Source organism: Methanobacterium lacus (assembly GCF_000191585.1).
GTDB lineage: Archaea > Methanobacteriota > Methanobacteria > Methanobacteriales > Methanobacteriaceae > Methanobacterium_B > Methanobacterium_B lacus.
In genome coordinates this window covers 2,072,021-2,088,578 of the sequence record NC_015216.1, presented here as the reverse complement: position 1 = coordinate 2,088,578, position 16,558 = coordinate 2,072,021, and the positions used below count along the sequence as shown (strand labels likewise).

At 39.8% G+C, this 16,558-nt stretch carries 11 protein-coding genes and 1 tRNA gene; 5 read left to right on the top strand and 7 right to left on the bottom strand.

Annotated elements, in window-relative coordinates; genetic code table 11:
- Nucleotides 1–4 precede the first annotated feature (4 nt).
- From trpB to trpD, 3 genes are read left to right on the top strand one after another with little or no spacing between them, the layout of a single operon-like run.
- On the top strand, nucleotides 5–1,186 hold the full coding sequence (gene trpB / locus METBO_RS10100; protein ID WP_013645614.1) for a tryptophan synthase subunit beta: 1,182 nt from the start codon (nucleotides 5–7) through the stop codon (nucleotides 1,184–1,186).
- Entirely contained in the window at nucleotides 1,183–2,007 is an 825-nt protein-coding gene (gene trpA / locus METBO_RS10095) for a tryptophan synthase subunit alpha (RefSeq protein ID WP_013645613.1), read from the top strand. Before trpB ends, trpA begins: the two co-directional genes overlap by 4 nt.
- Before the next feature lie 12 nt (nucleotides 2,008–2,019).
- Nucleotides 2,020–3,066, top strand: a complete 1,047-nt coding sequence (trpD, locus tag METBO_RS10090; RefSeq protein ID WP_013645612.1) for an anthranilate phosphoribosyltransferase — start codon at nucleotides 2,020–2,022, stop codon at nucleotides 3,064–3,066.
- A gap of 315 nt (nucleotides 3,067–3,381) precedes the next feature.
- Here the strand turns inward: trpD and METBO_RS10085 are convergent.
- The 7 genes from METBO_RS10085 to METBO_RS10055 form a co-directional block, all read right to left on the bottom strand.
- Nucleotides 3,382–3,454: transfer RNA gene (locus METBO_RS10085), tRNA-Ile, on the bottom strand.
- A 177-nt stretch (nucleotides 3,455–3,631) separates the two neighbouring features.
- On the bottom strand, nucleotides 3,632–4,189 hold the full coding sequence (locus METBO_RS10080) for an adenylate kinase (protein ID WP_013645611.1): 558 nt from the start codon (nucleotides 4,187–4,189) through the stop codon (nucleotides 3,632–3,634).
- A gap of 5 nt (nucleotides 4,190–4,194) precedes the next feature.
- On the bottom strand, nucleotides 4,195–4,485 hold the full coding sequence (locus tag METBO_RS10075; protein ID WP_013645610.1) for a metal-sulfur cluster assembly factor: 291 nt from the start codon (nucleotides 4,483–4,485) through the stop codon (nucleotides 4,195–4,197).
- Between the two features lie 166 nt (nucleotides 4,486–4,651).
- Nucleotides 4,652–5,566, bottom strand: coding sequence for a DUF5591 domain-containing protein (locus METBO_RS10070; RefSeq protein ID WP_013645609.1), 915 nt, complete (start codon nucleotides 5,564–5,566; stop codon nucleotides 4,652–4,654).
- 212 nt (nucleotides 5,567–5,778) lie between these two features.
- A complete protein-coding gene (locus tag METBO_RS10065) occupies nucleotides 5,779–10,938 on the bottom strand; it encodes a DUF3320 domain-containing protein (protein ID WP_013645608.1) in 5,160 nt (1,719 codons plus the stop codon).
- A 258-nt stretch (nucleotides 10,939–11,196) separates the two neighbouring features.
- The gene (locus METBO_RS10060; protein ID WP_013645607.1) at nucleotides 11,197–12,696 is read right to left on the bottom strand and encodes a glutamate synthase-related protein; all 1,500 of its coding nucleotides are present in this window, start codon (nucleotides 12,694–12,696) and stop codon (nucleotides 11,197–11,199) included.
- A 62-nt stretch (nucleotides 12,697–12,758) separates the two neighbouring features.
- Entirely contained in the window at nucleotides 12,759–14,516 is a 1,758-nt protein-coding gene (locus METBO_RS10055; RefSeq protein ID WP_013645606.1) for a thiamine pyrophosphate-dependent enzyme, read from the bottom strand.
- 166 nt (nucleotides 14,517–14,682) lie between these two features.
- On the opposite strand from METBO_RS10055, the gene METBO_RS10050 reads away from it, so the two are divergent.
- A complete protein-coding gene (locus tag METBO_RS10050; protein WP_013645605.1) occupies nucleotides 14,683–15,432 on the top strand; it encodes a P-loop NTPase family protein in 750 nt (249 codons plus the stop codon).
- Between the two features lie 229 nt (nucleotides 15,433–15,661).
- Nucleotides 15,662–16,477 carry a UbiA family prenyltransferase gene (locus tag METBO_RS10045; RefSeq protein WP_048186744.1) on the top strand — a complete coding sequence of 272 codons (816 nt, stop codon included), beginning with the start codon at nucleotides 15,662–15,664 and terminating at the stop codon, nucleotides 16,475–16,477.
- The last annotated feature ends 81 nt before the right edge of the window (nucleotides 16,478–16,558 follow it).

Below are 16,558 nucleotides of genomic sequence, written 5' to 3'. Positions count from 1 at the left end.
AAAAATGTTGGAAGATGGTAAATTTGGTAAATACGGGGGAATATTTGTTCCCGAACTCATCATACCTGCACTTGAAGAGCTTGAAGAAGCATTTTACAAGTACAAAGACGATCCTGAATTTAATGAAGAACTCAAATTTTATTTAAAGGAATTTGCAGGCAGACCAACCAACCTTTACTTCGCTGAAAATTTATCAAAGAAGTTTGGGTGTAGGGTATACTTGAAGCGTGAGGACATGCTCCACACAGGAGCCCATAAAATAAACAACACACTGGGCCAGGGACTGCTTGCAAAGTACATGGGAAAAACCAGATTAATAGCAGAAACAGGAGCTGGACAGCATGGAATAGCAACAGCTGTTGTTGGGGCACTGTTTAAACTGCCTGCAGATGTGTACATGGGTAGTGAAGATGTTGAAAGGCAGAAGATGAATGTTTTCAGGATGGAACTCTCTGGAGGAAAGGTTATTCCAGTGGAAACAGGTTCAAAAACACTTAAGGATGCTATTAATGAGGCATTCCGGGATTGGATCACCAATGTGGAAAACACACACTACCTAATAGGTTCAACAATGGGACCACACCCATACCCAACCATGGTTAAACACTTCCAGAGCGTCATAGGAGAAGAGGCCAGAAGACAGATCATGGAGAAGGAGGGCAAACTTCCAGACGCAGTCATTGCATGTGTTGGTGGAGGTAGTAATGCCATGGGAATATTTGCAGGATTCGCTGCTGATGATGAAGTTGAACTCATAGGTGTTGAGGGTGGTGGTGATGGGACTGAAACACCACGAACAGGTGCAACTCTGTGCAAAGGTACAGAAGGAATTCTCCACGGTTCATTATCCTTCGTACTTCAGGACCAAGATGGCCAAATAAATGAGGCACATTCAGTTTCAGCAGGGTTAGATTATCCTGGTGTGGGACCCGAACATGCACACATGAAGGTAACAGGACGTGCAAACTACGTGGCAGTAACCAACAAAGAAGCACTCAGAGGATTTGAACTACTCTCCAAATACGAGGGAATAATACCTGCACTTGAAAGCTCACATGCAGTTGCATACGCAGAAAAATACGCATCAATGGAAGAGAACAAGGGAAAAACAATCATCATAAACCTGTCTGGAAGGGGAGATAAGGACATGTTCATAGTTGCCAAGGAAATGGGGGTGGAAGTATGAACCCAAACAACCAGAAAACCAAGACCTACAAAGAAGTATTTGAAGAACTTAAAAACAAGAATGAAGGAGCATTCATACCATTTGTAGTTGCAGGGGACCCTAACTTTGAAACATCCATCGAGATAGTTAAAAAATTCGTTGAAAACGGGGCAGACGCACTTGAAATTGGATTCCCATTTAGTGATCCTGTTGCAGACGGTCCAAGTGTACAAACAGCAGATATCCGTGCACTTGAATCTGGAATGACCACAGAGAAGTGCTTCAAATTCATAGAAAGAATTCGTGAATTTACCCAGGTACCTATAGGACTGCTTGTTTACTACAACCTCATCTACAGGAAGGGCATTGAAACATTTTACAAACGTGCCAGTGAAGCAGGTGTAACTGGAATTCTTGCAGCAGACCTTCCAATAGAAGAAGCAGGATCCGCAGTTGAAATGGCAGACAAGTACGGTGTCAATCAAATATTCATGGTTGCACAGACAACCAGAAACGAGAGGATCGATGAAATAGCTAAACATGCATCAGGATTTCTCTACGTTGTGGCCGTCATGGGTGTGACAGGCGCAAGATCAGACATCCAAACAAGCACAGTTGATCTCATAACAAGGGTTAAAGATCGTACAGATCTACCAATTGCAGTTGGCTTTGGAATTTCAAAACCTGAACATGTGCGGGACGTTATAAAATCAGGATCCAACGGTGCAATAGTAGCCAGTGCCATCATAAACATCATCACAGCTAACCTTGACAACAAAGACAAGGCACTCGAAGAGATTGGTAAATTCTGCAGTGAACTTAAACAATCAACCAAGATATAGGACGCACACAAAATGATATCTGAATGTCTCAAAAAGGTTGTAGCTGGAAATGACCTGACTCAAGATGAAGCCTACACCTCAATGATGGAAATGACCAGTGGAGAAGCTGGAGAAATAAGAACAGCAGCATTTTTAACGGCACTTAGTATGAAGGGTGAAACAGCAGATGAAATAACAGGCTTTGTGAAGGCTATGAGGGAGTTATGCATCGAAGTTTCACCTGAAACTGACCTTCCGCTGGTGGATACTTGCGGTACCGGGGGGGACCGGCTTAAAACATTCAACATAAGCACCACAGCCGCAATTATAGCTGCTGCATCCGATGTTGCCATAGCAAAACATGGAAATAGGAGCATAACCAGTAAATGTGGAGGTGCAGATATTCTTGAAGCCCTGGGTGTTAACATAAACTGCGATAAAAGTTCAGTTGAAAGATGTATCGAAACCTGTAAGATTTCCTTCATATTTGCACCAAATTTCCATCCCTCAATGAAAAGGATAATGCCAGTCAGACAGGAACTGGGAATAAGAACGGTGTTCAACATATTAGGCCCTTTAACCTCACCTGCAAATGCAGATATACAGCTGCTAGGTGTTTTTGACCCGGAATATGTGGAGATCATTGCAGATGTTCTTAAAAATCTTGATGTTAAACATGCAATGGTGGTGCATGGATTTGATGAGAACGATGATCCAGCCATGGATGAAATTTCTACCATAGGCAAAACCAGGGTGGCAATTCTTGAAAATGGAAGGGTAACTGTTAAAGACATCTATCCCGAAGATTTTGGTGTTAAAAGGTCAAAGTCAAGATTTATAAGGGCACCTGAAACCATTGAAGAAAACATCCAAGTGGTGAAGGATGTTCTATCTGGTAAAAACAGCACAACAGAGGAAAGGGCAAAGCTTGACATGTGTCTTGTTAATGCAGCTGCCATACTCTACATTGCGGGACAAGCAGATAGTTTAAAGATGGGTTACCAAAATGCATATGCAACAGTTAAATCTGGAAGGGCATTGGAAAAACTTGGAAGTTTCATCGAGATAAGTAACAACTAAAAAAAAATTCAACCCTGAATTAGAAGACCGCGACAAGGAAGTTGAATAAATTTTTAAATTCAACATCCAACACTTTATTTTATTTTTTAAGCTTTAATATTATTTAGAAGTAGATTTAAACTTTTATTTGATATATTATTGAAAAAAGAGGTAAAAAAATGAGGTAATAATGTGTTTAACTCATTACCTTGAATTTTACAATTGCTCCATTTGAATATTTTTTTTACTCAAATATATATTTTTTGAAATTGTTCTCGATATTAAAATTTCAGAAATAATGGCATAAAAAAAAAGTTGTAGCAATGAAAAATTTAATGGGCCCGCTGGGATTCGAACCCAGGACCTCACGGTTATCAGCCGTGCGCTCTACCGCCTGAGCCACGGGCCCTCAAATATAAAAGAGTTACACATACTTAATTGTATTCGTAAACAGTCAAAAATACTATAGGGGTAGATTCAACATTTACACTTCATCCTATATAACCTTTTTCTCTATTTCATGATTTTTTAGGTTGCACCAGGAGATCTTTAGTACCATGGATCAGAATTTTATTACATATTCCAGTCAAGACCCTTTTGATAGCAAGCTCACAAGTTCGGTGACGCAACTATCAAGATCATCGTTGTGCAAAATTTTAACGAAAGCACTACATAAAACAGCGGCAGACATCATGGACATCCTCAACAATTGAAACTGTTCTTCCAAAGATTTCAGATCAACCAATGATCTGTTACGTGTATCATCACCCATCCTTCGAAGCATGATGTCTTCGTAGGAGGCTTCAACAATAACGATCAGATCTGGACAGAAGGTTTCAATTGGTAACGATTGAATGTAACCCTCATCAGAAATATCTAAACCATGCAGATCCACCAGAAGATTCTGGTTTTTTGCCATGGTCCGAACTTGGATAGCAGCCTGTTTCCAAATGAATTCCTGGACTTCAAGTTTTAGATGAAACATTTCACCTTGACTTGAAGCCAGATCATTGGATGTGGCTACTTCGAGCATGAGCTCTCCATAGTTCACATATTTAATTCCAACTTGCCCTGTTGCAGTTTTGCAAAGTGAGGTTTTACCCACACCTGGAACACCAACAAGGGCTGTGATGTTCCAATTCATGGCATTTATTTGTTGACCATTTCACTGATGGCATCTGCCATCATATGGCCTTCCATTACAATTTCAGCCTTATCAATTTCATCTAAACCTTCAGCAGCTGTTCTGGCCTGCATAGCCATGTTAGCAGCACTCATACATCCAGGGTTTGTAGGTGTAATGGTAATTTTAGCTGTTTTAGCTTCTTCATCCACTTCAATACCAGTTACCAGGCCCATTTCAACAATACTTACTCCCATATGTGGATCTGCTACAGTTGAAAGTGCGGTTCTTATTTTCTCTACTAGTTCTTCTGACATGTTATCCCTCGATTCCTTTTTATTTTTTTAAATCTTATTTTTTTTCAAATTTAATTTTTATGTTTTGTAAATTTGAATCTAAAAAATTATTCTAGATTAGAATGAATTAGTTGTCTTTTAATACCCTATGGTATTTATACTTTATAGGGTGTTTAAAAAGAAGGGGTTAATTCTTTTTTCTGTGTCTGATTTTCACTGCAACACCTTTAGTTGCAGATTTCATCTCTTTTCCACTGAGCACAGATTTACCCACGGCCATAACTTCCCCATCTCTAACTACCACAACTTCATCCATTGGCACGATATTCGGATCTGCATCAACAACTCCTGGTGTAAATAAGGTGTTGGTCTTCATCTCAAAATCAATTTCAACCCAGTTAACACCCATGTCGTACACCTTCTCCCCACCTGGAAGGTTCAAGGAGTACAGTCCAGTATCGAAGGACAGTGTTGCAAACTGTTCATGGTTGTAGATCATCTTACGTGTGAATCTTCCAACAGCTTTGGTTTCATCTGGTATGAAACTATCGCCCTTTTTGGTGTTGAACTGGTACCTTGCAATGGATCTGAAACCATTAATTCGTTTCTGACTGTTTTTGATCCTGGGATAATTTCTGAGTTCCTTCTTAAGGTTGTCCATGGATTCCCATGAAGTTGCCCTACCATCTTCAACCGTGTAAATGGCATCTTCAAGGTGTGCTTCACAAGCCTCCCTGTAACCACCTGAAACATGTGCAATCACATCTTTTCCATCCACGTAGCTTTTAAGACATTCTCCAGTGAGATCAATTTCCTCGTGGGACCAGTCTCCTGTGGTGGATGTGTCGTAGGATTGTATTGGATAGGTGCGATCCATTTCACGTGGACAAACACCAAATGGTGAGGTTAAAATTGCCTCCTGAACACCCTTGGTTGCCCTCATAAATACAGAGTGGGACTTGGAATTTGTGTAGGGTTTTCTCATGCTGCATGGTAAAACCACGACCACATCACCCAGTGGTTCGAGCAAACTCATTCTTTCACGCCATCTGACCACTTCAGGCCGATATAAAGATTCATCAATGGTACATGGTATTTTCATATTAAATTTTCCTCGTGTAAATGATTTTATTTTATATATGTATACTAGAAATTTAGTCAGTTCTATATTAATAATGTTCTCAATAAACCTAAAAATAATCTACAGTAGAAATATTTCTGTTGGAATCAAAGAAAAAATTTGGTAGAAAAACCCAATTAATGGTCAAATCAATGAAGTCTTAAGGATTTCAAACCATATCCTCCATGATATGCTTATGATTTAGGGAAATTTATCATTCCATTGGCCTGCAACTCTAGAGATCCGCTTTCGAGAAGTTCCAGTACAATTCCTTCGATTCTTTTAGCTGTAGCTCCTCTTGTAACTTTTATTCCGAACAACCTGGATGTTTGCTTAATAATTTCTGCCATTGGAGATGCATATTGGGTTTTTAAAACTATCTGCACTGCTTTTGCAATTTCCTCATCACTTATGAGGTTGATCTTGGCCGGAGGATCAACGGAACGTCTTCTGACCCTTAGTACAGCACTTCGGGAGTAGACAAAATCGTCCCTGATGATGATGTTATTTCTCTCATCTGCAAGCTGCACACCTGCCATGATAGAATCATGAATTCGTTTACCTGCCCTTTTAAGTCCCCAAACAACTCTTATTCGCCTTATTATTTCGTTGATGTGTATTGGGCCTTCTTCATCCACAATTTGCACCACGAGCCTTGCCATGTCCTCCGCAGATTTTTCATGGATCTCACCGGTCACTGGAATACAGAACTCTGTGCAAGGGACATAATCCACAACACTGTCTTCTTCATCTTCCACAATATCCACGAACTCAACAGCTTCATCTATAACAGGTTTCTCCAATTCTTCGTGAGCAGGAGTTTTGGATACTTCTTCCTCCTCAACTTGTAGTGGTTCGTTCGCTGCCCTATGTTTTTTTATGTTTTGGGGTTCTGGTTCTTCTAATTCTGGAATGGTTCCTTCTTCAACAAACTCTGAGGATACTTCTGGTTCTTCGAACTTGGCATTTTCAACGATTTCAGAGTCTGCAATGATTTCAGGATCTGTTTCAGGAGATAGTTCAGGGTTCAAATCCTCAGATTCCCACTTAACTGTCTGAGGATCGGTTTCCTCTTCAGGTAATGTGCTGTTTTCTGGGTTTCCAGTTCCTGTTCTCTCGTAGGCAGGTTCGTACTCTCCAATGGGTTTGACAGTTTCACTGTCGTCTGGTGTTGTATCGAGTTTGACTATTGGCTTTAAATCTTTAGCATTTTTAACAGCTTCGAGTAACCGTTTTTCAGATTCAGCACGGTTTCTGTACCAGTCTGTGGACCATACTCTGTAGATGTGCCATTCTAAACCCTCTAGAATTTGCTGGCGGAGCCTGTCCCTATCCCTGGCTACTGGTGAACTGTGGTAGGTTTCCCCATCACATTCGATTCCCACAAGGTACTTGCCCCTTTCTTCTGGATCTACAACTGCAAGATCTAGCCTGAAACCTGCACAACCCACCTGCTTGTGAACTTCGTAGTTGTGGGATCTCAGGAATTCATAGAGGGAATCTTCAAATTCCGTGTTTAACTCGTCATCAGAATCGTACTTGGTGTCAAGCATCTTGGTTTCAGAGTACTTTAAAAATGATTTAAGGGCTCTGAGTCCGAATGGTGCATTTTCATTCAGATTAATTTCTGTGTGTCTGAAATTGGAGAATACAACAGTTTTTTCTCTTGCCCTGGTTATCAGCACATTTAAACGTCTTTCTCCTCCTTCCCTGTTTAGTGGTCCGAAGTTTAAACTCAGGTGTCCGTTTTCATCGTTCCCGTACCCTACACTTATGAATATTACATCTCTTTCGTCTCCCTGGATGGTTTCCAGGTTTTTAACGAAGAAATGTTCTTCAAGATCGTTTGAAAAGTATTTTTCAAGTGAGGGATTCTGTCTGAGGTAAAGTTCTACCTCCTCAAGAATTGCCTGTTGTTGTTTGATATTGAAGGTTCCTATACCCAAACTCTTGGAGAGACCATGTTCTCTGTAGTGATCTCCAGCAGCTTCAACAACCCTTCGTGCTTCCAGCCTGTTTGACGATGTGTTACCACGATCGTAAACTGTGTCTTCCATATATTCGAACTTGAGTCCGAGGCTTTCAGTTTCATGACAAGGTGAAGGATAGATGAGTAGGTTGTTGTCATAAAATTCCTGGTTGGAAAGTGCTATTAAAGATTCATGCCTGCTTCTGTAGTGCCACCTCAACATCTTAGTTGGGAACCTTCCCTTGCAAAGGTGTAAAATACTTTCCATATCAGATATAGAAGCAATTTCATAGTCCTCATTCTCATCAGTCTCGAGTATGATGTCAAAAAAGGTTGTAGGTGGAAGCTGTCTTGTATCACCCATAACAACAGCTTGATTAGCCCTTAAAAATGCTCCAAGTGAATCTTCGGGTTTGACCTGACTGGCTTCATCGAAGATAACCACATCGAACCGAAGGTCCACAGAATTTTTAGGGTCTATGAACTGGGCAACGGAAAGTGGACTCATCATGAAACATGGTTTAATCTTTTTAACCAGGTTACCTGCATTGGACAACAGTTTTCTTATGGGCATGTGACCCCTTTTCCTGTTAAATTCACTGAGTAAAATTCCTAACTCGGAAGTTCTAGAAACTGCAGTGTTAATGTGGGGTCTGTTGTAGGCTATCCTGTTTGAAATTCTTTTCCTGTTGAGTGAAATAATCTGCCTGTCTAGATCAATGAACCTACCGATTTTTCTCTCGTGAATTTCACCAATAAAGCTTGAAAGTATGTGATTTTCAAGAAATGCATTTCTTAGAAGATCGTCTGCAAAGTTAGCCTTTAAACATGGGATAATATCGTCGATATTAATTTTATCCGCCTTTATAAGCTCCACAATTGGCTGGGCAATTGGGCTTGGAGTTTCATTTAAAATTGCAGTTAACTGTGACCATTTCTGGAGTAGGGGCATGCCCTTAAGGAAGTTTTCAATACGGCTTTCCAGTTCGTGAAACCTCACAAACCTCATTTTAGCACCGAACACAAGTTCCTCATCAATTTTGATGTAACCTTTTATTGCCTTGTAAACCTTTAAAAAGCTGCCATAATCCTTGTTAAGTTTTTGGATGGTTCCATTGATGGTTGCAGTGTCTGGTCCGTCCACAATAATATCAAAGGTCCTTTCTGTTATCTTTCCTGTTTTCAACAGTTTTTTAACTGTCAAAACCCATTCAGCAAGGTCCTTAATTTTTTTGAGATCAGTTTCAGTACCCTTCCACTCATCTCCAAACACAGCTTTAGCTTCAGAATTTAGATCCTCCAGTTTTTTCTGCAGTTCTTGACAGGATTTAAGGGTTTTAAGATCTTCAATAATCACTTCATCATCTTCAGGAACAGCGTCCCTGTAAAGTTTGGCTATTTTATCTTTGGACTTCTTGTATTTTCCCCTGAAACTTTTTAAGAATTTGGAAGAAGTTTCCTGGTAATCGTCTAGAAGACTCTGGATATTGGTATTTAAAACTCCTTTGTTGAACCTCTTTTCCAGTTCTTTCCTGTTTGTATCGTACTCCACCATGATGTCTATGATGTGTATGATTTCACTCCTACCAATTTCCCAGACAGGATTGAAAAGTACATCAGGATTGGTTGTGAGGGGATCTGCAATTAAAAGTGCTGTTTTGATGGAACTGTCAAGTTCACTCTTATTTAACGGTTTCCTAATGCCAGTTAATTCGATTAGTTCGTAAAGATCTGCTTCCACATCGTTGAGTGTTAAAACAGCATTTTCAAGCAGTTCAGCAATGTCTTCACTGTCTGTTGGTAGTATGGTTCCAGGTTCGGTGTTGTACCATGCATTCTTAGAAATTGGTTTAAGTGGTGTTATGACTTCGGTAACATTTTTCAATGTTGAAACAGCATTTTTCCAATCCTTTTGGGTGTAAGATTCAGGATTCTCGATGTGTGCCCTTGGAATATTTCTTTCAACCTTCTTGAAGTGTTGAATAGCATCTTCCTTCATACCGAAGAGTTGGAAGGGTGAAAAACCAGAGTTTCCAATGGAGGTGTGTAGAACTTCGTTGTACTGGTTGAGTTCAAGTTTCAACCTTTCAAGTTCTTCAAATTCTTCGTCCAAGGGTCTTAAACGGTCATATTGGCTGTAAAGAGTTCTTTCAAGTTCTTTTAAAACATTTTTCTTGTTGGATTTGTGGCTGTGAAGCTCGAGACAAAATTCTCCCAATCCAATACTATCTAAACGTGTTTTAACAACCTCTAAAGCTGCCATTTTTTCACTGACAAACAGTACGGATTTACCGTTGGCCATGAGTTCAGATATGAGGTTTACAATGGTTTGAGATTTTCCTGTGCCTGGGGGTCCCTCAACAACCAGGTTCATTCCACTTTTAGCCTCTTCAACCACTGCTATCTGTGAAGAGTCAGCGTCAACAACGTTAAAAACATCTTTACTATTCAGTTTCTTGTCAACATCTTCCTCATTAAACTCTGTTTTGTCAATGGATTCAACATCATCAAACAGGGTTTTTATTATGCTGTTTTCAGCAATGGAAACTCCGCCCCAGCTCGCAGGGTCCAGGTCCTTGAACATCACGAACTTGGTGAAGCTGAAGAAGTTGAGGTAAATTTCGTACACAACGTTCCAATCTTTTTTAGGTTCTATTGCATCGGAAACAGATTCGAAGTAGTGGTAAATACCCTCCTTATGTTCGGGCATTTCAAAGCCAGGCAGTTCAACACCCTGTTCAAGCAGTTTTTCCTGGAGCGAAATGTTTGGAATGATATCTTCACCAGTCCATCTGAGTTTGAAGGAACCTTTAACCTTTTTACGTTCCAGTTCAACTGGTATCAATATTAAAGGTGCCTTTCTCTTGGTTTCAAGGTCGTTGTTTTCGGTCCACTCAAGAAAACCAAGGGCCAAGTAGAGTATGTTGTATCCCTGTTCTTCCAGCACTGATCTGGCCTGTTGATTGATGTAGAACAATCTTTTTTGAAGCTCTTCAGCTTCGTGATTGGTTTGAAGCAGCAAATTCCTGTGTTTGCTTGAAACCTTGCTGTTTGGAAGGGGTAACTTCCAGAGCAGGGATGCTTCCTTGTCTGTGATGTCTATGGGTTTGAGTTTTAACTCTTCCTCTTCTTCCTCGACCTCTTCAGGTTTTTGATTTCCTTCAAAATCCTTTTTTACAGGCTTTCTGGCCCTTGGAATGAACTGCATCTTCTTATCTTCCAAGACCATGAGCTGGTAGATCTCCGTTGGAATTTCATCCACAACTTTGATAGATTTGGCAAGCGGTTTGAAGTTTAAGAGTTTGTTTCGCATGGTCAAATCAAGCAAATTTTTTCTGAGTGCCCCTATCTTTGCTTCCGTGTTAATATTTGCTGATTCTTCCATCACAACTACCCCAACATCTTATCCAATTACAATTTATTCTTTAAAAAACTATCTTAGTCTTATATGGAATAAGTTTTTCTATTGTTGATTGGTTTCTGTTCCAATATTCCAATGGATTAACCATGAATATCCAGAAACAATAAAAAAAGATTCAAACCCAACCTTAAAATTTTATCATGAAAAATAGACAGAATTGGGATTTTGTATTAAAATATATAAAAAAAATTTTTGTAAAGAAAGTTGTTTTTAACAGGTTCACTAGCTTTGCAGTTCTCCGTTTATCCATTTAACCCCAGTTATAACAGCCAGGTCCCTGTTTACAGATACTAAATCTGATTTATCCAGTTTTGAAACATTATCCTTTCCTGTTATTCTGGTTAGGTTAGCTACTTCCTGGGATGATAGCTTTATGAAGTTGATTAGTTTATGAACACTTTCCTCCTGATCCACCTGTTTTTCGAGCTTTGGGTTTTGGGTTGCAATGCCTGTTGGACAGTTACCTGTGTAGCACAACCTGTACTGTTCACAGTTAATTGCTATCAGGGCTGCTGTACCAATATAAACTGCATCGGCACCGAGGGCAAGACATTTAGCAAAGTCAGCAGAGCTTCGAAGCCCACCGCTACCAATGAGTGAAACTCTTCGTTTGGGTTTTAAATTTTCTAAGGTTTGCTTTGCACGTGGTAATGCAGAGAATATTGGTATTCCAACATTTTCCCGTACATACTTGTCTGTTGCACCGGTACCTCCACCAAAACCGTCAAGTGCTATGAAGTCCACTCCAGCTTCCACAAGTACCTTCACATCATCTTCAACATTTCCGCAACCGATTTTTGCACCTATGGGTGCTCCTGAACTCATTCTCCTGAGTTTTGACACCTTCTTTTTCAGATCCCTTGGTGTGAGTATGTCTGGATGGTGGGCTGGTGAGTAGGCTGGTTCGCCATTTTCAAGGTTCCTCTTGCTTGAAACTTCTTCAGTCATCTTCTCTGCAGGTAGATAACTTCCCTTACCTGGATAGGCTCCCTGTCCAAATCTGATCTCTATTGCAGCGGCATTTTTTAAGATTTCATCTTCAACACCAAACCTTCCAGTGGAGTACTGAACAACCATGGTCTTGGAACTTTCTAGTTCTTCATCAAGAACACCACCTTCACCTGAGTTAAAACCTACATTCAAGTTCGAAGCAGTTTTTGAAATCACAATTTTAGCACTCTTTGAAACAGCACCAAAACTCAGTCCAGATATCATTATGGGACTTGACAGTTTCAAAGGCTTTTTAGCATCTTTTCCAAGCACGATACTGGTTTTAACAGGGTCTGTTGCATTTAGGGGTAGAATCATGACCTGAGCTGGTACGAAGTAGAGGTCGTCCAATGAAAATGGGAGTTTTTTAAGGGATCCCATGGATCCAACCACACTCTCACCAACAGCACTTTCATCCTTTATGTCCACCACAGCTTGGTAGCGATCATCATCCTCATCTGAACGTTTTTTTCTCATGAAAACCTTGTTTTCACCAACCATGTCCTTGTCACAGAAATAAATACCCTTGAGATTATATTCGAAGTAAATGGGACATGTATCGCAGATACAAACCTCGATGTCCACATCACATTTACTTGGCCCCTTTCCACAGTAAAGAACTTCACCACCACATTTGTAGGGGTAGCTTGGACATAGCTTACAGTGGCACTTAGCACGATTTTCTGGCGAATTTTTTATTTTCATTAACTTAGATTCCGAGTCTTGAACCATTTTCTACTATCTCCAATAAATTTTGTCAATGGTGAGGTTTCAAAGGGATGCATTGATCTTGTCTATACGAACCTCTTAGGATCTGTATTAATATCTACGATCACTGGTTTTTCAGATTTTAAAGCTTTTTCAACTGCAGCTGGAAGATCTTCTGGTTTTTCAACCTTGATACCCACACCTCCACAACACCTTGCATAATCTGCATAGTTAAGATCCTGGAGTTCTGTCTGCCAATTTTCATAGCCCTCCATCTTCTGTTCCTGCATGATCATTCCCAACTGTTTGTTGTTGAATATGAAGACCTTGATTGGAAGCTCATATTTAACTGCCGTTAAAAAGTCTGCCATCACCATTGAAAAGCCACCGTCACCTGTGATACACACAACCTGTTTATCCGGGTACATGAGTTGGGATGTGAGTGCAGCTGGGAATCCAAAGCCCATTGAAGCCAGATTTCCCGACATGATCATTTTCTGAGTCTTTTTCATCCAGAAATTTCTTCCAAACCACCAGCAGTGCTCACCAACATCGAGGGTAATTATGGCATCCTTGTCAATCATCTCATTCAACACACCCAAGATGTAAGGTGCCCTGAGAGGAGTTTTATCAGACTCAAATTCCTGTTTAAGAAGTTCTATCCATTCTTTTTTGAGTTTAGCCATTTCTTCCATGTAGTCCTTTCTTTCTACCTCTTTCACAAGGTCATGGAGCATTGGTAGAATTTCTGAACAGTTTCCAATTAAACCAACCTCAACTGGAAATCTTCGGGATATCATAAGGGGATCAATATCTATCTGAACAGTTTTTTTCTCTGGTATTTGGGTCATGTCTGAAAATGATGATCCAATCACTATGAGCAGATCTGCATCGTCCACGAGTTTGGTTGATGCTGTTGATCCAATACCTCCGTGGCTTCCAACGTAGAGATCTTCGTACTCGTCCACCACTCCCTTGGCCCTGAAGGTGGTTGTGATGGGTGCCTTAATTTTCTCTGCAAATTTTAAAAGAGCTTCGCCCTGTTCTATTGAACCAAACCCTGCAATAATAACTGGCCTTTCAGATTTATCTATGATCTTGGCTGCCCTTTCAATGAGGTATTCCGTGGGTTTGGTTGCCCTGGTTGGAAAATTTCCCTTAAATGGAACTAGTTTGGTTTGGTGGTCCAACTTCTGGACATCGTTGGGAATTCCAATATGTGAAACTCCCCTTTCAATCAATGAATGTTTAATTGCCAGGGTTGCCAGGGTGGTTGTCTGATCCCGGGACATTAGGATCTTGTTAAACACAGTTAAGGGTTCAAAAAATGAGTACTGATCTATTTCCTGGAAGGATCCCGGGCCAATTAACTGTCTTTTCACCATTCCTGTTAAAGCAACCACAGGGGAATGATCTAGTTTGGCATCGTAGAGTCCTGTGGCAAGGTTGGTTGCTCCAGGACCTGCAACAGTTAAACATGCTGCAACATTTCCTGTGAGCTTACCATAGGCTGAAGCCATAAATGCTGCGGTTTGTTCGTGTCTGACTTGTATGAACTCGAGTTTTGGATTGTTTTTTATGGCATCCACCACACCCAGTATGGATGTGCCTGGAATTCCAAAAACATGTTTAAGACCTAACTCTGCCATCTGACCAACCAGAATATCTGAAACACTTTTATCACCCTTCAAATGTTCAACAGACTCTTCTTGTAACGGTACAAAAACAGATTTAGGGGAGTTACAGACCGGACATCTCCAGTCATCAGGCAGTTCATCAAACTTATCAGATTCAACATCTTCATCATAAATGTAATTACAGACTGTGCATCGATATTTGCCCATTTAAACACCTTTCAACTAAAAAATAAATTAAATATATCCACACCTATTTATGAATTCCAAACTAAATAAAATCTTGTATTATGGGTTTAGAAGGTGTTTTTTTGGTGATAAAAACTGGAAAAATTAGGATTTAATTTTTTATGATACAAAGTACAATATATCAGACATGGAAAATTTCAAGGTGAACAGGGGATCAGACAACAGAACATTCATTGAAACACGATCCTACAAAAATCTTCACAAACAACTGAAAACACTTAAAACCCGGCATGGAAGAATAATTCATGTGGTGGGTGCACCTGGAACAGGAAAATCTTCAAACATCTACGCAGCAATTAAAGAACTCGGATTAAACTGTTATGATCTTGAACTTGGACTCATGGATCCCAATGCAGATGCATCCAAACTCATGGACCAGATATACCATGATCTGAAGAGTGGTTTAAATGCAAGGTCCAAATCAGAAATCTACCATGATCTAGCAAGTTTTGATGCCCTGGTCATTGCAGACAAATTTCATGACACACATCTAATGAACACTGAAATGGTGGGGTACAGTTTATGGACAAAAACCAAGGGAATTGGTTCGCTTAAATTTTATATACTATGTATGAAGGAGTACCTTCTAAATAGGAAGAAGTACGAAGAAATTAATATAATTATTCAAACAGCCTGGACTGTGAAACTAAATAAGGAGAAGAAGGATCTTTTTACGGATTTTGGAATCTTGTCCAGGTTTGCATTGGCCATGTTGAGGCTGTTTTTTGAAGTTGTGGAGATAAGGTACAGTCGTGAAGAAACTGTTGAAATAGTCAAAAGCCATGTTGATGCAGACCAAAAAATCATCGAAGCCCACATAGATGAACTTGGTAACAAACCAAGGTTGGTGTGCCAGGCCATAAAATACGAGTCGTAAATAAATTTAGTTCCCTTTTAATTCGCAAATTTTATAAAAAATTATTAATGTAAATTATATTCATAAAGTTATATCCTTAAAACAAATAGGAGCCCATCAAAAATTTAAGGAATAAACAGATGGGTAAAATTTGATACCACATTTATATGAATTCCAATGGTTTTGTGTTTAAATTTCGTTCATGGCATGGATTTTGTCCGTTAAAAAAAAATTAATTATTCCCGATACCATGATTAAAACTCTTATAAAGTCCACAAGAATTAGTTGGGCCGCAAAAAATGTGAACATGTACCTTCTGGTTTTAACATACGCCTACTTTGCAGATGCATTTATAAGCAATCCCCTTGAAATACTTGAAGGCCTAATTCTTGTATCTGCGCTTTGGGGAGCTCTTTACAGTCTAAACGATCTGACTGATATTGACGAAGATATGAAGGACTCCATGAAACAGTCCAGACCATTCATACAGGAACATGTTGAAAAGAAGTGGATAGTTGCATTTTGCTCGGTGATCATAGGAGCCGTGTTTGTGGTTTCAATTTTAACACTGCCCCTGGCCTTCACAGTGATAGTTCTGTTGATGTTTTTAAATCAGGTGTTGTACACTGTTCCTCCTATCAGGCTCAAGGACACGGTACTTGCACCATTTTTCAGCACAGCAACCAATTCAGTGCTTAGAATGGCTTCCTGTGCAGTTTTACTGGGAAGTATTGCCATAGTACCTTGGAGTGTTTACCTGTTCATGTACGTTGGAAGCATGGGTACCTACATCATGTACAAATCCAAACAGAAAATGGCCAGTGTATTAACAGCCATAACAGGAATTATACTCCTTTATGCATTTATTAATGGAGATATGAATCTGATACAGTTTGCTGTGGCAGTTCTACCGGCATCCTTTGCAACCTTACCACTTTATCTGTCCCTATTCACACAGAAGGATAAGATGTTCGATATTGCAGACGTGCTGTACCACCAAATTGCCATGATCTTCTTCTTGATCTGCATATTCTACATACTATTTTTCCATTCAACACCTGTCTAAAACTCAAACACCACATTTTTTTTTGAAGCCACCTGCCCAGGTTACTATGTGGTAATCTAAAATTTCAGATCAAAATGGTCT